At 61.8% G+C, this 15581-nt stretch carries 15 protein-coding genes; 14 read left to right on the forward strand and 1 reads right to left on the reverse strand.

The features are described from left to right. Positions 1-39 precede the first annotated feature (39 nt). A complete protein-coding gene (locus R4P70_RS26945; RefSeq protein WP_317832669.1) occupies positions 40-1506 on the reverse strand; it encodes an aldehyde dehydrogenase in 1467 nt (488 codons plus the stop codon). Between the two features lie 243 nt (positions 1507-1749). Between R4P70_RS26945 and R4P70_RS26950 the strand changes: the two genes are divergently transcribed. The 14 genes from R4P70_RS26950 to R4P70_RS27015 all read left to right on the forward strand — a co-directional run bounded on the left by R4P70_RS26950 (position 1750) and on the right by R4P70_RS27015 (position 15579). Beyond that, the gene (locus R4P70_RS26950; protein WP_317832671.1) at positions 1750-2607 is read left to right on the forward strand and encodes a mycofactocin-coupled SDR family oxidoreductase; all 858 of its coding nucleotides are present in this window, start codon (positions 1750-1752) and stop codon (positions 2605-2607) included. 136 nt (positions 2608-2743) lie between these two features. After that, positions 2744-3310, forward strand: a complete 567-nt coding sequence (locus R4P70_RS26955) for a TetR/AcrR family transcriptional regulator (protein WP_024487471.1) — start codon at positions 2744-2746, stop codon at positions 3308-3310. Beyond that, entirely contained in the window at positions 3307-4512 is a 1206-nt protein-coding gene (locus R4P70_RS26960) for a cytochrome P450 (protein ID WP_317832673.1), read from the forward strand. The genes R4P70_RS26955 and R4P70_RS26960 overlap by 4 nt, the downstream gene beginning before the upstream one ends. Then, positions 4512-5318 carry an SDR family oxidoreductase gene (locus R4P70_RS26965; protein WP_317832675.1) on the forward strand — a complete coding sequence of 269 codons (807 nt, stop codon included), beginning with the start codon at positions 4512-4514 and terminating at the stop codon, positions 5316-5318. Before R4P70_RS26960 ends, R4P70_RS26965 begins: the two co-directional genes overlap by 1 nt. Then, positions 5315-6709 carry a cytochrome P450 gene (locus R4P70_RS26970; protein ID WP_317832677.1) on the forward strand — a complete coding sequence of 465 codons (1395 nt, stop codon included), beginning with the start codon at positions 5315-5317 and terminating at the stop codon, positions 6707-6709. The genes R4P70_RS26965 and R4P70_RS26970 overlap by 4 nt, the downstream gene beginning before the upstream one ends. A gap of 2 nt (positions 6710-6711) precedes the next feature. Beyond that, positions 6712-6903, forward strand: coding sequence for a ferredoxin (locus tag R4P70_RS26975; protein ID WP_029255487.1), 192 nt, complete (start codon positions 6712-6714; stop codon positions 6901-6903). A gap of 58 nt (positions 6904-6961) precedes the next feature. Further along, entirely contained in the window at positions 6962-7513 is a 552-nt protein-coding gene (locus R4P70_RS26980; protein ID WP_020907944.1) for a hypothetical protein, read from the forward strand. Between the two features lie 5 nt (positions 7514-7518). After that, positions 7519-8766 carry a hypothetical protein gene (locus tag R4P70_RS26985; protein WP_042952026.1) on the forward strand — a complete coding sequence of 416 codons (1248 nt, stop codon included), beginning with the start codon at positions 7519-7521 and terminating at the stop codon, positions 8764-8766. Between the two features lie 26 nt (positions 8767-8792). Next, positions 8793-10430, forward strand: a complete 1638-nt coding sequence (locus R4P70_RS26990; RefSeq protein ID WP_290287027.1) for an acyl-CoA synthetase — start codon at positions 8793-8795, stop codon at positions 10428-10430. Between the two features lie 53 nt (positions 10431-10483). After that, positions 10484-11737, forward strand: coding sequence for a cytochrome P450 (locus R4P70_RS26995; RefSeq protein ID WP_046378646.1), 1254 nt, complete (start codon positions 10484-10486; stop codon positions 11735-11737). A gap of 34 nt (positions 11738-11771) precedes the next feature. After that, a complete protein-coding gene (locus R4P70_RS27000; RefSeq protein WP_021344419.1) occupies positions 11772-12512 on the forward strand; it encodes an MlaE family ABC transporter permease in 741 nt (246 codons plus the stop codon). Continuing rightward, positions 12509-13381, forward strand: coding sequence for an MlaE family ABC transporter permease (locus tag R4P70_RS27005; protein WP_003944051.1), 873 nt, complete (start codon positions 12509-12511; stop codon positions 13379-13381). The genes R4P70_RS27000 and R4P70_RS27005 overlap by 4 nt, the downstream gene beginning before the upstream one ends. Before the next feature lie 9 nt (positions 13382-13390). After that, on the forward strand, positions 13391-14560 hold the full coding sequence (locus R4P70_RS27010) for an MCE family protein (protein WP_019748673.1): 1170 nt from the start codon (positions 13391-13393) through the stop codon (positions 14558-14560). After that, entirely contained in the window at positions 14557-15579 is a 1023-nt protein-coding gene (locus R4P70_RS27015) for an MCE family protein (RefSeq protein ID WP_020907939.1), read from the forward strand. The genes R4P70_RS27010 and R4P70_RS27015 overlap by 4 nt, the downstream gene beginning before the upstream one ends. Positions 15580-15581: the final 2 nt, after the last annotated feature.

The following is a 15581-nucleotide window of genomic DNA, read 5'->3' on the forward strand; positions in this document are numbered from 1 at the left end:
GATTCTGTGGTGAAGGTGTGGGGGTGAGGGTGTGGAATGTCAGGAAGGTGAAGCGACGAGCTTGGTTTCGAGGTATTCCTCGAAACCGGCGAGGCCCATTTCGCGGCCGATCCCGGATTGTTTGTAGCCGCCGAACGGTGCGTCGGCCGAATACCAGACGCCGCCGTTGACGCTCAGCGTTCCGGTTCTGACACCGGCAACGACGTGCGCGACGCGATCGGGATCGGCGCCCCACACCGACCCGGACAGGCCGTAGGGGGAATCGTTGGCAATCCGGATAGCGTCGTCGTCGTTGTCGTACGGAATGATCACGAGAACGGGCCCGAAAATCTCCTCCTGCGCTACGCGAGACGAGTTGTCCAGCCCGGCAATGAGAGTGGGTTCGACGAAGAAGCCGCTCTGGTGATCGTCGGGTCGGCCTCCACCCGTCACGATCGTGCCGCCCTCTTCGACCGCGAGGGCGAGGTAGCTCTCCACCCTGGTGCGCTGTCGCGCGGAGATGACCGGACCACACACCGTTCCGCGCGCGCTGGGGTCACCGGCTCGGATACCCGCCATCGCGGCGCAGGCCGCGGCCAGAGCATCTTCGTACCGAGCGCGCGGCACGAGAAGTCTGGTACTGAGTGCGCATCCCTGACCGGCATGAACGCACACGGAGAACGCGGCAACCGAGCATGCACCCTTGATGTCCGCGTCGTCGAGGACGATGAATGCGGACTTGCCCCCGAGTTCGAGGAAGACCTTCTTGAGGGTTTGCGCGGCCGTGGCCATCACCGTGCGTCCGGTGGCGGTGGAACCGGTGAAGGACACGAGATCGACGCGCGGATCGCTGCACAGCTGCGCGCCGAGAGAGTGATCTGTCGACGTCACCACGTTGACGACGCCCGCCGGGATCTCGGTTTCTTCTGCAATCACCTTGGCGACCAGCGCGGCGCACCAGGGCGTGTCCGGCGCGGGTTTGAGAACGATGGTGTTGCCGGCCGCGAGGGCGGGGCCGAGTTTGGCGAAATTGATCTGGTGCGGGAAGTTCCACGGTGTGATTGCGCCGACGACGCCGACCGCTTCCTTGAGCAGTCGGCGATGGGTCGGAATCCCCATGGGTGACGCGTGCCCGAGATCTTGTTCCCACGAATAGGTTTCGATCAGGTCAGCCCAGTAGCGAAGATCTTCGATCGGGCCTTCGAGTTGCGGACCGCTCGTCAGCATGACGGGTGCGCCGACCTCGGCGACGGTGATCTCACGCAACTCCTCGATGTGGGACTGGAGTGCGTCGCACAGTTGGCGCAGGCAGCGAGCGCGAAACCCGTGATCGCGTGCCCATTCGGTCTCGTCGAACGCACGGCGCGCCGCGGCAATGGCCGCGTCCATGTCCGCGGTGGTGCCTTCGGCCGCACGGCCGATCAGTTCCTCGGTGGCCGGGTTGAAAACTTCGAAGGTTCCACCGGATCCGGGAACCAGCTTTCCGTCGACGAGAAGTGCAGAACTGTCTGCGGGTCGAAGCGTCATAACGCGAACCCTCTCTTTCTGGACATGTGTCTGGACTCTAGTTCACACTCGTGGTTGAGGCAATGGTTTCTGGGGCATAAGAGATTTCGAGAGCGTCTCGGGATCTGGTTCGGTGAAAAGCGCCTCGTGTCCGGGGCGGCGCGGCTACGGTTCACCGCACATTCACAACCACGCCTTCACATCCACGCTTTCACATGCACGCCTTCACATACACGCCTTCACGTACACGGGAGAGAGGTCGAAATGAACAGAGTTGACGGAAAAGTGGTGCTGGTGACCGGTGCTGCTCGAGGTCAGGGGCGCAGTCATGCCGTTCATCTCGCACGGGAGGGCGCGCACATCATCGCCTTCGATCTGTGCGCAGACATCGCCAGCAACGAATACCCGCTCGCCAGTCCTGCCGATCTCGAGGAAACGGCTCGACTGGTGAAAGAGACCGGACAGCAGGTGGTGACGGCACGTGTCGACGTCCGCGATCGCGCCGGACTCGAAACGGCACTTGCCGAGGCGGTAGGTCAGTTGGGCGGATTGCATGTCGTCGTGGCGAACGCCGGTATCTGTCCGCTCGGCAAGCACGTGTCGACTGCCGGTTTCGTCGACGCGTTCGATGTGAACTTTCTCGGTGTCGTCAATACAGTGCACGCGTCGATGGAATACCTCGGCGAAGGGGGTTCGATCATCGCGATCGGCTCTGTTGCCGGTCTGGTGCCACAGACCGGATTCAACGGGCAGCAGGCGCTCCAGGGTCCGGGTGGCGACGGATACGGACTGGCCAAGAAGCTGATTCAGGCATATACCAGTTCGTTGGCACTGACTCTCGGGCCGAGTTCCATTCGCGTCAACGCGATTCATCCGACCAACGTGAACACCGACATGTTGCAGAGCATGCCGATGTACCGCACGTTCCGTCCCGACCTCGAGAATCCGACCGCCGAGGATGCGGCAGCGACGTTCCCGTTCATGCAGGCGATGCCGACCCCGTGGGTCGAGCCCGCGGACATCTCGCATGCGGTCGTGTACCTGTCCTCGGACGAGTCGCGATTCGTCACCGGCCAGCAACTGCGCGTGGACGCTGGTGCCGGGATGAAGATCGGTCTGTAGTAGAACTTTTCGCTTCGTGGCTGCCTGTGAGTGGTGAATTTTCGAAGTTTCCCCATTTCGTTGCCCTGGACAGGGTGCTGTAGTAACGTCCAGACACGTGTCCAGCAAACGGGGCGATTCAAGTGGCGGGGGATCGATTGTCTATGAATCCACTCGCAGGCGCCTCACGGGCAAACAGGCGGAAACTGTGGCCAGGCTTGCCGAAGCAACAGTGAAAGTTCTACGCAAACAAGAGTTTTCCGGACTGACTGTCCGTTCGGTTGCGGCCGAAGCGGGTGTAGGAACTGCGACCGCCTACACGTATTTCGCGTCCAAGGAGCATCTGGTCGCAGAGGTTTTCTGGCGAAGACTTCAGAACTCGTCGGCGCCTGATGGCTCAGGGTTGGATCGCACCGCGCACGTGCTGTCTGTACTTCGAAACATCGCGCTGCTTCTCGCGGACGAACCGGAGGTATCGGCCGCCGTGACCAATGCACTGCTCGGATCCGATCCTGAAGTGGAACATCTTCGCGGGCGGATCGGACTCGAGATCCATCAACGACTCGCTTCGGCGCTGGATCCGAATGGCGAACCCGAAGTGTTGGAAGCGCTCGAAATGCTTTATGCCGGGGCGCTTCTGCGAGCAGGGATCGGCTACGGAACCTACGCGCAAATCGCTGGACGCCTCGAGGCCTCAGCTCTACTGATCCTGGAGAAATCATGACAGAAGCTTTGATCGATCCGGTGGTCTTCAATCCGTACGACTACCACTTTCACGACGATCCGTATCCGACGTACAAGCGTCTGCGCGAAGAATCACCGTTGTATCACAATCCGGACGTTGGCTTTTGGGCGTTGTCGCGATATGCGGACGTGGTCGACGGATTCAAGGACAACAAGCGTCTCTCGAGCGCCAACGGGGTATCGCTCGACCCCGCAGCCTACGGTCCACACGCGCATTATGTGATGTCGTTTCTCGCGATGGACGATCCCCGCCATATGCGGTTGCGCCAGTTGGTTTCTCGCGGATTCACGCCGCGACGGGTTGCGGAGCTCGCCGGCCGGATCCTCGAACTCACGAAGCAACATCTGGTACCTGCGTTGGGCGCGGGGGAGTTCGACTGGATTACGGAGGTGGCGGGAAAGCTGCCGATGGACGTCATCTCCGAACTCATGGGGGTCCCCGAACCCGACAGAGCCGAACTGCGGCGCAAGGCGGATCTGGTGGTGCATCGAGAGGCGGGTGTTCTCGACGTGCCGCAACCTGCGGTGGAGGCTTCGATCAGTTTGATGGGCTACTACAAGGAGATGATCGCGCAGCGTCGCCGATCGCGGACGGACGATCTGACCTCGGCCTTGCTCGATGCCGAGATCGACGGAGACAAACTCTCGGACCAGGAGATCCTCGGATTCATGTTTCTGATGGTCGTGGCCGGAAACGAGACCACGACCAAGCTTCTCGGAAACGCTCTGTACTGGGGTTCGCACCACAGGGAGCAGATCACACCGGTTCTCGACGATCCCGAACGAGCCTCGGAATGGGTGGAAGAGACTCTTCGCTACGACACGTCGAGCCAGATCGTGGCTCGGACTTCGGTTGTCGACCTCGAATATCACGGACGCACCATTCCGGCGGGGCAGAAGGTCCTGCTCCTGATCGGATCGGCCAACCGAGACGCCGACGTCTTCGAGGATGCCGACAGCTTCCAGATCGGCCGGAGTTCGTCGGGAAAACTCGCGAGTTTCGGTGGTGGCGTGCACTTCTGTCTCGGTGCCCACCTTGCCAAGCTCGAAGCCAAGATCGCCCTCGCAGAGTTCGGGCGTCGGGTCAGCGACTACGAAGTCGACGAGTCCGGAATCGAGCGTGTTCATTCGACAAACGTCCGGGGCTTTGCGGCCCTGCCGGTGAAAGTGCAGGTGCGCTGATGCCTCGTTTCGAACCCAATCCAGTTTGCCGGCCGGCATTGATCAGTGGTGCATCGTCGGGAATCGGCACCGCTACTGCGTATGCCCTGGCCGAACTCGGCCATCCGGTTGCGCTCGGTGCGCGTCGAGTCACCGAATGCGAAGCCATCGCCGAGAAGATCCGCAGCAATGGTGGTGAAGCGTTTGCCCACTTCCTCGACGTCACGGACGGTGATTCGGTCGACGGATTCGTCTCGGCCGCAGAGGCAGTCCACGGTCCCACCGAAATGGTCGTCTCCGGTGCCGGTGACCTCGAATTCGGGGCTGCGGACGAGATGGATCCAGAGGCGTTTTCACGGCAGATCCAAGTCCACCTCGTTGGTGCGCAGCGATTGGCGCATCGCGTACTCCCCGGCATGAGGCAACGACAGCGCGGTGACTTCGTACTGATCGGCTCGGATTGTGCCGAGCGCCAGCGTCCACTCATGGGTGCTTACGACGCGGCCAAGGCCGGGCTCGAAGCAATGGGGCGCCAGATGCGAATGGAGCTCGAAGGAACAGGCATTCGTGCGTCGATCGTGCGACCCGGGCCGACACTGACCGGCATGGGGATGGACACGACGCCGGAGATCATCGGACCGGTTGGGGAATCGTGGAGTAAGTGGGGGTTCGCCCGCCATGGTTACTTTCTGCGCGCCTCGGACATCGCCAATGCCATTGTCGCCGTTGTGTCGGCGCCGCGAGGAGCACACATCGTGCTCGTCGAAGTTCAGCCCGAGGCACCACTGGACAAACTTCCCACTGCGAACTCACAGGAGACGACATGACGCACGGAGTGCAGGAGACGTCGCGAACACTGCCCGAGCCGCCGCGGGTGTCCGGCGGGGATCTCCCGCACGGGCATCTCGAGGAACTGCGAACCAACCCGATAGCGCTCATGCGCCGGGTGCGTGAGGAATGTGGTGACGTCGGCGCCTTTCAACTTGCCGACCGCACAGTGATCCTGCTGTCCGGAGCTGAGGCAAACGAGTTCTTCTTCCGCTCCACCGACGAGGATCTCGACCAACAAGCGGCTTACCCCTTCATGAAGCCGATATTCGGTGAAGGCGTCGTCTTCGATGCCAGCCCGGAGCGGCGTAAGGAGATGCTCCACAACTCGGCTCTGCGCGGCGAACAGATGCGCGGGCACGCCGCCACGATCGGCCGCGAGGTCGAGGCGATGGTCGCGCAGTGGGGAGACGAAGGCGAGATCGATCTGCTCGACTTCTTCGCCGAGCTGACCATCTACACCTCGTCGGCGTGCCTGATCGGCAAGAAGTTCCGCGACGAACTGGACGATAGCTTCGCCAAGCTGTATCACGAACTCGAACAGGGAACGGATGCATTGGCTTTCGTGGATCCGTACGCGCCGATCGAGAGTTTCCGCCGCCGCGACGAGGCCCGGTTGGCGTTGGTCGCTCTGGTACAGGACATCATGAACGGGCGCATCGCGAATCCTCCGCAGGGCAAGGAGGACCGCGACATGTTGGACGTGTTGGTCTCGGTCAAGGACGAGAACGGCGACCTCCGGTTCAGTGCCGACGAGATCACCGGCATCTTCATCTCGATGATGTTCGCCGGCCACCACACGACTTCCGGCACGGCAGCGTGGTCGCTGATCGAGATGTTGCGGCATCCCGACACCATGACGGACGTCGTCGACGAACTCGACAATCTGTACTCCGACGGCGCCGACATCAGTTTTCATGCCCTGCGCCAGATTCCGGTTCTCGAGGCCGTGGTCAAGGAAACCCTTCGACTGCATCCGCCGTTGATCATCCTGTTGCGGGTGGCACGTGGAGATTTCGAAGTGGGCGGCTTCGAGATCCGAGAGGGCCATCTTGTCGCTGCGACGCCCGCGATCTCCAATCGAATCGCCGAGGACTTCCCCCGACCGGACACCTTCGATCCCGGGAGGTACATCGACCCGAATCAAGAGGACATCGTCAACCGCTGGACGTGGATTCCGTTCGGAGCCGGCCGGCATCGCTGCGTCGGTGCTGCATTCGCCCAGATGCAGCTCAAAGCGATCTTCTCGATCCTGCTGCGGGACTTCGAGTTCGAGATGGCGCAGCCGTCGGAGTCCTACCGAAACGACCACAGCAAGATGGTCGTCCAGTTGCAGCAGCCGTGCGCGGTGAGGTACCGGCGCAGAACACGTCCCGGGCGTGAGGGGTGATCATGCACGTCGAAGTAGACCTCGACCTGTGCCAAGGCCATGCGGCGTGTGAGCTCGAGGCACCGGAGATCTTTGTCGTCCCGAAGCGGGGGAAGGTCAGTCTTCTGGACTCGGACCCACCTGAGTCGCTCCGCGGTGAAGCCGAGCTGGCGGTCAGGTACTGCCCGACCGGCGCCCTGAGAATTGTCGACTGATTACAGCGGATTGTCGATTGATTGCAGCGAATTCAAGTACTCGAGGGAGGAAGTTCAGATGACGGGTTTCGACCGCGCAGAGCTCGACGAGATGGTCCAACGCTGGATCGAGGCGAACAAGAAGGCCGAAGCCGCCGGTGATTGGAAACCGTTGGCGGACATGTACACCGAGGACGCCACGTACGGGTGGAACTACGGTCCCAAGCAGGATTTCATGGCAGTGGGGCGCGAGGAGATTCGCGAAGTCGCGCTCGGCCTCGAGATGAAGGGCCTCGAAGGTTGGGAGTACCCGTATCAAGACTTTGTGATCGACGAACGTAGCGGAAACGTGATCGGCTTGTGGAAGCAGATTTCCGATGCCAAGCGTGAGGACGGGAGCAACTACTCCGTCTACGGTATCGGCGGTAGTTGGTTCCGTTACGGCGGGGACTTCCAATGGTCCTGGCAGCGTGACTTCTTCGACTTCGGGAACGTGTCGGCACTGTTCATGGAGATGATCGGCAACAACGCTCTCTCGAAGGGGATGCAGGGCCGGATCCAGCGATCGATCTCGGGCGACCCGCTACCGGGCTGGTATCCGGTGGGCACCGCGCCGGTCCCGCTGTGGTGAGTCCGATGACGGTACGCGATTCCTTCGAGACACTCTCGCAGCGCGACCTTGCCGTGTTGGTGCCCGAGTTGCTCCTGTGTGGGCAGCTGATCGATCGCTCGGGCATGGCGCATCTGATCGTCGAATTCGGACGCGAGGGTATGGCGCAGGTGGCCGTCGAGGAGTGGGAATCGGCCAGCCCCTGGTACACCCGCCGCATGCAGAAGGCTCTCGGATACGAGGGCGACGACGTCGTGACGATCTTCAAAGGGTTACAACTCGACATCGGCGCTCCGCCACAGTTCATGGACTTTCGATACCGGGTCGACGATCCGCTGCACGGTGAATTCTGGCTCGATCATTGCGGAGCACTCATGGACGTCGAGCCGTTGGGCGATGAGTTCGTGACCTCGATGTGTCACGACATCGAGGATCCGACTTTCGATGCGACGGCCATCGCGACCAACCCGCACGCCCAGATCCGGCCGATTCACCGACCACCGCGCAGGCCCGCGGACCGACATCCGCACTGCGCCTGGACCGTTTCCATCGACCCGTCGCACACGCCTCCCGTGATGACCGCGCACACCGAGCAGATCGGACGCACCGCCGCGGTGACGGTCGAGCTGAGCCCGATCGATCACGGTGGGGACGGTAAGGCGGACTACTCGGGTCCGTTGTTGTCCGACCTGAGATTTTCCGACTTCTCGCGATCGGCCTTGGTTCGTATCGCAGAGGAGATCTGCGTGCAGCATCATCTGTTGGCGTTGGGCTTTCTGGCAGCGGTTCGCCGCCGTGCCGACGAAGACAAGGCGCGCGAGATCACGCGAAAGCAATTGACCGGAATCGCGGGAGTTGCGGCACAGCGTATTCGAGATGCGCTCGGGCTTCCTTCGACTCTGGAATCGTTGGCATTGGTCCTGTCCGTGCATCCCTTGCTGAATCCGAAGCAGTATGTGGAGAGTGAGATCCGACCGGACGGCGGTGCTCTGGAGCTGTGGATCTCGCGAGACGCTCTTGTCGACCGTGACGGCGGTTGGCCGACCTTGCTCGGCAGCGAGCACCTCGATCCCCTCCAGGCTTTGGTCCGCGGCGTGAATCCGCACTTCACCGTGAGAGTGGTGGCCGAAGATGCCGCGGGGCTCCTTCTGGCCGTCGACATCACCGAAGCTCCCGCTCCGGAATGCGTCGAAGTCGCCATTACGAAGGTCAGTACCGGCGCGGCATTCGTATTCGAAGATCGCGGAATCCCTTTGCCTCTCTTCGTCGTCTGACCGGCCGAACCCGAAGGACTCAACCTATGGCGTACACGTTTGCAGACCTGTTCGAGCATTCCGTCGATGTGATGCCCGATCGCCTCGCGCTGATCGTTTCCGGCGAGGAGGTGACATACCGTGAGCTCGACGAGCGGGCCAACCGATTGGCGCATTACTTCCAGTCCGTCGGGTTGGGTGTCGGTTCGCACATCGGTATTCAACTGCACAACTCGATCGAGGCGATGGTTGCTGTCCTCGCGGCCTTCAAGATCCGCGGCGTTCCCGTCACGGTGAACTACCGCTACACGAGCGACGAATTGGTTTACCTGTACGAGAATGCGGATCTCACGGCGTTGGTTTTCCATCGTGGTTTCGCTGAGCGGGTCGCCGAGGCGTTGGTGTCCGCGCCGCGGGTCAAGTACGTGATCGAGGCGGCGGACGAACTCGCTCTCGGGAACGAACCGTCGATTCCGGGGGCAGTGGCGTACGAGGATGCGCTCGGCAACCAATCCCCGCTGCGCGTAGGTGAACATGCTTTTCCCGAGCGTTCCGGCGATGACGTCTACGTTCTCTACACCGGCGGAACAACCGGACGACCGAAAGGCGTCGTCTGGCGGCAGGAAGACATCTGGCGCGTGTTGGCCGGCGGTTACGACTTCTATTCGGGTGAGCCGATCGCCGACGAGTACCAGCAGTCGCGCGGTGGCGCCGCGGCAGCCGAACCGATGCGGTGGTGCATGCTTCCACCGCTGATCCACACCTCGGCACTGATGCCGACGTTCAACGCTCTGTTCTCCGGAAACACCGTCATCTTCGAACCGAAGTTCGATGCGGCACAGGTCTGGAAAGTCGTCGCCGAATATCGCCCGCAGGTCATGGTCATCACCGGCGACGCCATGGGCCGTCCACTGGTCGAAGCCCATCACGAATTGCAACCGGATGCGTCGAGCCTGGCCGTGCTCGCCTCCGGCGCTGCGCTCTTCTCCGGATCGGTCAAAGACGCGTTCTTCGACGTCTTTCCGAATCTGATGATCTCCGATTCGGTTGGATCGTCCGAAACAGGCTTCGGCGGAATCGGATTCGCAACCAAAGGGCTCGAGCAGCGTGGCGGACCCAAAGTGGGCGCCAACAGATTCACGGTCGTCGTCGACGACGACAACCGTGTGTTGGAGCCGGGTTCGGGGGCCGAAGGATGGTTGGCGAAACTCGGCAACGTCCCACTGGGCTACTACAACGATCCGGTGAAGTCGGCGGAGATATTCCGAGAGGTGAACGGCGCGCGGGCAGTGGTGACCGGAGACCGAGCGCGGATCGAGGACGACGGCTCGGTCACTCTCCTCGGCCGGGGAAACATGGTGGTCAACACCGGCGGTGAGAAAGTCTTCGTGGAAGAGGTCGAAGCCGTGGTGAAGGCCCATCCCGACATCTACGACGCAACAGTGATCGGCATTGCCGACGAGCGGTGGGGCAATCGGGTGGCGGCGGTGCTCCGCGTCCGCGATGGTGTGGAACCGGATTTCGATTCCATCGAAAAACACACCCGCACTCAGCTTGCCGGCTACAAGATTCCGCGTTCCTTCTGGATCGCCGACGAGGTCGTTCGAGCGCCGAGCGGCAAGCCGGACTACCGCTGGGCCAAGGAGTTCTCACAGAACAGCGACCCGGTCCACCGGATCGAATAGCGCTCACACGCAACACCCGGCACCCGGCACCCATCCGTAAAGGAGCATCTGCAATGCCTGAGATCGACCTTCCCGACGGGTTCGACGTGACCGACCCGCATCTGTACGGCGAGCGCGTCCCGCTTGCCGAGTTCGCCGAACTACGACGATGCGCTCCGGTCTGGTGGAACGCCCAGGAACCGGGTACCGGCGGATTTCACGACGGTGGTTGTTGGGTTGTCTCCCGCCACGCAGACGTCCGCGACGTCTCGTTGCGCAGCGAGGAGTTCTCGAGCAACGTCAACGGCTGCATTCCGCGGCATGAAGACAACATCTCGGCGGAGGAGTTGGAGGCGACAAAACACGTCCTCATCAACAAGGACGCCCCTGAGCACACACAGCTGCGCAAGTTGGTGGCGCGCTTGTTCACTCCGCGGTCGGTGGAAGCGATGCGGGCCGGGCTGGAAGCGCGGGCAGAAGACATAGCGTCGGCTGCCGTGGCGGAAGGTAGCGGTGATTTTGTCAGCCAGGTCGCCAGCGAGTTACCGATGCAGGCGATCTCGGATCTGATCGGTGTACCGCAGGACGGGCGCCGTCAGCTGTACGAATGGTCGAATCAGATGACGGGATACGACGACGAGTCGCTCGCCGGCGAGTCTCGGATGGCGTCGGCGCAGATCCTGGGCTACGCCTATCAACTGGCCGAGGCGAGACGGGAGGAACCGCTCGACGACATCATCTCGCGCTTGGTGCATGCCGACATCGACGGACAGAAACTCACCCCGGAACAGTTCGGTTTCTTCGTCATCATGTTGGCTGTCGCGGGCAACGAAACGACGCGCAACGCAACGACACTCGGCATGATGGCATTTCTCGAGCATCCGGATCAGTGGGAACTGTACAAGCGTGAGCGTCCGCGCACCGCCGCGGACGAGATCATCCGCTGGGCTTCGCCACTGACGTCCATGCAACGAACAGCATTGGTGGACACACAGATTGCCGGCACTGCGATTGCGAAGGGGCAGCGTGTCGTACTGCTCTACGGCTCGGCGAACTTCGACGAAACCGTCTTCGAGAACCCCGACGTCTTCGACATCACCCGAGACCCGAACCCGCACCTCGCGTTCGGAGGAACCGGACCGCACTACTGCGTCGGCGCCAACCTGGCCAGAATGGAGGTCGATCTGATCTTCGGCAAGATCGCCGATCACATGCCCGACATCAGCAAGCTCGGCGATCCGAGCAGGCTCTCGTCCGGTTGGCTCAATGGGATCAAGGAATTCAAGGTCGACTACGGCAACTCCACGTCATGTCCTTCGGGGCATTGACGTGTACAGCGGAAGAGTTGCACTTGCGGGCCCGATGCGCGAACTCGGCCAGTTCTACCGGATGGGCGCCGATGTCGCAGTGGGCTTGTTCCGCACCCGCTTTCAGGTGCAGGAGTTTCTCGAGCAGAGTTGGATGATCGCCCGGGTGTCGATCGTGCCGACAGTGTTGGTAGCCGTGCCGTTCACGGTCCTGGTGAGTTTCACCCTCAACATCCTTCTCCGCGAGATCGGTGCCGCCGACCTCAGCGGCGCCGGGGCCGCGCTCGGTGCCGTGACTCAGGTCGGTCCGGTGGTGACGGTGCTGATCGTGGCAGGTGCGGGCGCGACAGCCATCGCCGCCGATCTGGGATCGAGAACGATTCGTGAAGAGATCGACGCCATGGAGGTGCTCGGGATCGATCCGATCAATCGGTTGGTGATTCCGCGGGTGGTCGCGTCGACCGTGGTGGCTTTGCTGCTCAACGGACTCGTCTGCGTCATCGGCATCGCCGGCGGTTACGCCTTCTCGGTGTTTCTCCAGGGCGTGAACCCTGGCGCCTTCGTCGAGGGAATCACGTTGCTGACCGGCCTGCCCGAGGTGGCGTTGTCGATGGTCAAAGCTGCACTGTTCGGGATGCTGGCGGGATTGGTGGCCTGCTATCGCGGACTGTCGGTACGGGGTGGGCCGAAAGGCGTGGGGGAGGCCGTCAACGAAACGGTGGTGTACGCATTCATGGCGTTGTTCGTCGTCAACACCATCGTCACCGCGGTAGGCATCCGATTGACGGCGGGGTGATCGAGGTGACGCTGTCGGATTCGCTGGCACAAATCGGCAAGTTCGGACGCACGCGGGCGCGGGTGGCTCGAACGTCACGCTCGATCGACGATGTCGGGCGACAAGCTGTCTTCTTCGCGCGCGCCATCGCTCACATCCCGTGGGCAATTCGCAAACACCCGAAAGAAGTGTTGAGGCTGGTAGCCGAGATCAGCATGGGCACCGGAGCTTTGGCAGTGATCGGCGGCACGGTTGCGGTCGTAGGTTTTCTGACTCTAGCCTCGGGCGGCACCATTGCGATCCAAGGCTTCAGCTCGCTGGGAAATATCGGAGTCGAAGCGCTCACCGGATTCTTCTCCGCCTTCATCAACGTTCGTATCGCTGCGCCGGTCATCGCGGGAATCGGCCTGTCGGCCACGATCGGAGCAGGTTCGACCGCGCAGATCGGTGCCATGCGCATCAGTGAGGAAATCGACGCCCTCGAATCGATGGCGATCAGTTCGGTCCCGTACGTCGTCAGCACCCGCGTCACCGCAGGGATGATCGCGATCTTGCCGCTGTACTCACTGGCGCTCGTAGGATCATTTCTGGCCGGACGATTCACCACGGTCGTGCTGTTCGGTCAGTCCTCCGGTCTTTACGACCACTACTTCACGACGTTCCTCGATCCGGTCGACGTCGCATGGTCCTTCGTTCAAGTGCTCGTGATGGCACTACTGGTGATGCTGATCCACACGTACTACGGATACAACGCGTCCGGGGGACCGTCGGGCGTGGGAACTGCAGTGGGCCGCGGGGTTCGGCTCTCGCTGATCTGCGTCGTGGCGGTGACCCTGCTCGTCTCACTCGCGCTCTACGGCGGTTCCGGCAACTTCAATCTGTCCGGTTAGGGGGACTGCGTGCACAGATACGGCTACAAGTTGGCTGCTCTGGGCTTGGCTGCGGCGATCGTCGGGGTCATCGCTTTGTCGGTCGCGTCTTTCAACCAGGTGTTTGTCGCTCGCGTCCCGATCACGGTGATCGCGGAGCGCGCGGGGCTCGTGATGGATCCGGGCGCGCGGGTGAAGATGGCCGGGGTGACCGTGGGCTCGGTGGAGTCCATCACGCCGACTGACGACGCTACCGCACAACTGTCGTTGTCGATCGATCCCGAAGCGCTCGAATCGATTCCGTCAAACGTGGATGTGGCGATCACGTCGAACACGGCCTTCGGCGCGAAGTTCGTCAGCCTGTCCTCGCCGGAGCAGCCGAGCAGCGCGCGACTTGCCGCCGGGGCGACGATCGACGCATCCCGGGTGACTGTCGAGCTGAACACGGTGTTCGAGAAACTCACCACCGTGCTCCGGACGGTGGACCCGGGCAAGCTCGATTCGACATTGGGTGCCCTCTCGACTGCTCTGCAAGGACGCGGCGGACGGCTCGGGGTCGCACTCGAACAAGCAGATTCCTCGTTGCTCGAATTCAACACTGCACGTGAGGCTCTCGATCATGTGTTGACTGATTTACCAGCCGTCACACAGACCTACCGCGACGCTGTTCTCGACTTGATGGACACCCTCGACTCGCTCACGACGACGGGAACAACTGTTCTCGACGAGCAGCAGAATCTTGATCTCCTCTTGCTCAACGTGATCGGGGTCGCCCGCACCGGAGAAGATGTACTGGGAGCCAACGCCGACGGTATCGACACCGTTCTGTCGTTACTGCGGCCGACCACCGCACTGCTCGAGGAATACTCCCCGGTGATTCCCTGCATGTTCCACGGACTGCAGGAGAGCAAGAAGATCGGCGACGGCGCCTACAACGGACAACCAGGAATCAAGATGTCGATCGGTCTGATCGCCGGAACCGAACCGTACCGATATCCCGACGACCTTCCGAAGGTCGCGGCAACAGGTGGCCCGCAGTGTATGGGTCTTCCACTGCGCGACCCGAACGTCAATGCTCCGTACCTGGTGACCGATACCGGGGTGAATCCGTTTGCGCCCGAGCGTCAGCCGAATGGTGGGCAACCGATGAACACGGTCCCGGATCTGATGAGCTACCTGTTCGGGACGGAGATCCGATGAAAGTTCGTGGGTACACCGTCAAGTTCGGAATTTTTGTTCTGGTGATGATCCTCGTCAACGCCGGGCTGATCCTCGTGTTCGGCCAGATGCGAGGTGGCGACGCGAGGTCGTACTCGGCGGAGTTCGTCAACGCCTCCGGGCTCAGAGCCGGCGACAAGGTGCGCATCGCGGGTGTGCCGGTCGGTTCTGTCGGCTCCGTCGAATTCGGTGGGAATCACCGTGCCCACGTGAGTTTCAGTGTGGATACGGGTGACACCGTGACTGTATCGACCAGAGCCGCTGTTCGATATCAGGATCTGGTGGGTAATCGATACCTCGAACTGCTCGACGATCCGGGGATCGCGGAACCGCAGCCACAGGGCGAGAGCATTCCCGTCGATCGCACCGCGCCGGCACTCGACCTCGATGCGCTACTCGGTGGTTTCAAGCCGCTGTTTCAAGCCCTGGACCCGGAGCAGGTCAACGCGTTGTCGATGTCCTTGCTCGAGGTGTTTCAAGGCCAGTCCGGAACTGTGGCATCGGTGCTGGCGCACACCGGATCGATCACGAACACTCTCGCAGACCGCGACCAACTGATCGGTCGAGTGATCGGCAACCTCGACGGTGTGCTCAGTGAATTGCGCAGCCGCGGTGGTCAGTTCAGTGACACTCTCGATCACCTACAACAGCTGGTCAGCGGGCTCGCGGCGGACAGGGAGATGATCGGGACTGCCGTCGAGAGTGTGAACACCGCATCAGGCACCTTCGCCGATCTCCTCGCCGGAGTTCGCCCGGACATCGCGGGAAACCTGTCGAAGCTGGACGCAAGCCTGAATCCGCTGATCGAGCAACAAAGTGAGCTCGATCGGATTCTCGCGTCCATGCCCTCGAACTACAAGCAGCTGATCCGAGTCGGCTCGTACGGGTCGTTCTTCAACTTCTATCTGTGCGGAATCGCATTGAAGGTCGACGGTGCCGACGGTACGCCGCTCACTGTCGACCTGGTGGATCAGACGACCGGAAGGTGCGCACCACGATGAGA

Source organism: Rhodococcus sp. IEGM 1241 (assembly GCF_033142365.1).
In the GTDB taxonomy this organism is placed as follows: Bacteria; Actinomycetota; Actinomycetes; order Mycobacteriales; family Mycobacteriaceae; genus Rhodococcus_F; species Rhodococcus_F erythropolis.

Bases quoted from the DNA above. Each gene is read 5' to 3' on its own strand.
- R4P70_RS26945 (WP_317832669.1), bottom strand. From the start codon at position 1,506: ATGACGCTTCGACCCGCAGACAGTTCTGCACTTCTCGTCGACGGAAAG.
- R4P70_RS26950 (WP_317832671.1), top strand. From the start codon at position 1,750: ATGAACAGAGTTGACGGAAAAGTGGTGCTGGTGACCGGTGCTGCTCGA.
- R4P70_RS26960 (WP_317832673.1), top strand. From the start codon at position 3,307: ATGACAGAAGCTTTGATCGATCCGGTGGTCTTCAATCCGTACGACTAC.
- R4P70_RS26965 (WP_317832675.1), top strand. From the start codon at position 4,512: ATGCCTCGTTTCGAACCCAATCCAGTTTGCCGGCCGGCATTGATCAGT.
- R4P70_RS26970 (WP_317832677.1), top strand. From the start codon at position 5,315: ATGACGCACGGAGTGCAGGAGACGTCGCGAACACTGCCCGAGCCGCCG.
- R4P70_RS26975 (WP_029255487.1), top strand. From the start codon at position 6,712: ATGCACGTCGAAGTAGACCTCGACCTGTGCCAAGGCCATGCGGCGTGT.
- R4P70_RS26980 (WP_020907944.1), top strand. From the start codon at position 6,962: ATGACGGGTTTCGACCGCGCAGAGCTCGACGAGATGGTCCAACGCTGG.
- R4P70_RS26985 (WP_042952026.1), top strand. From the start codon at position 7,519: ATGACGGTACGCGATTCCTTCGAGACACTCTCGCAGCGCGACCTTGCC.
- R4P70_RS26990 (WP_290287027.1), top strand. From the start codon at position 8,793: ATGGCGTACACGTTTGCAGACCTGTTCGAGCATTCCGTCGATGTGATG.
- R4P70_RS26995 (WP_046378646.1), top strand. From the start codon at position 10,484: ATGCCTGAGATCGACCTTCCCGACGGGTTCGACGTGACCGACCCGCAT.
- R4P70_RS27000 (WP_021344419.1), top strand. From the start codon at position 11,772: ATGCGCGAACTCGGCCAGTTCTACCGGATGGGCGCCGATGTCGCAGTG.
- R4P70_RS27015 (WP_020907939.1), top strand. From the start codon at position 14,557: ATGAAAGTTCGTGGGTACACCGTCAAGTTCGGAATTTTTGTTCTGGTG.